The organism is Ensifer sp. ENS02 (assembly GCF_014851885.1).
Taxonomy (GTDB): domain Bacteria; phylum Pseudomonadota; class Alphaproteobacteria; order Rhizobiales; family Rhizobiaceae; genus Ensifer; species Ensifer adhaerens.
In genome coordinates this window covers 1-337 of record NZ_JACVAO010000084.1, presented here as the reverse complement: position 1 = coordinate 337, position 337 = coordinate 1, and the positions used below count along the sequence as shown (strand labels likewise).

1 protein-coding gene is annotated in these 337 nt (G+C 64.7%); it reads right to left on the bottom strand.

Features of this window, described 5'->3' with window-relative positions:
• Positions 1-62: 62 nt before the first annotated feature.
• A partial coding sequence (gene tnpB, locus IB262_RS35550) for an IS66 family insertion sequence element accessory protein TnpB (RefSeq protein WP_192494593.1) occupies positions 63-337 on the bottom strand: 275 nt, incomplete at its 5' end.

Below are 337 nucleotides of genomic sequence, written 5' to 3'. Positions count from 1 at the left end.
TCGGCCGCATCGGTCATGGCGGGATGGAATCATATTCGCTCCCGCCGTGCCAGCGGTTTTGCTCATCCCGCCGACGTCGGACGCCAGGTTTTTTGCGGCATTCGCCAGTCGATGCCTTCGAGCAAATCGCCGAGCTGCGCGGGCGTGATCACCACCGTGCCGTCGGCCGCGGATGGCCAGATGAACCGCCCGCGCTCGAGCTTCTTCGTAAACAGGCAGGCACCTTGGCCGTCGTGCCAGATCACCTTGATCAGGCCGCCGCTCCGGCCCCGGAAGACGAAGAGATGGCCGCTCATCGGATCGCGCTTCAACGTCTCCTGCACCATCAGCGACAGGC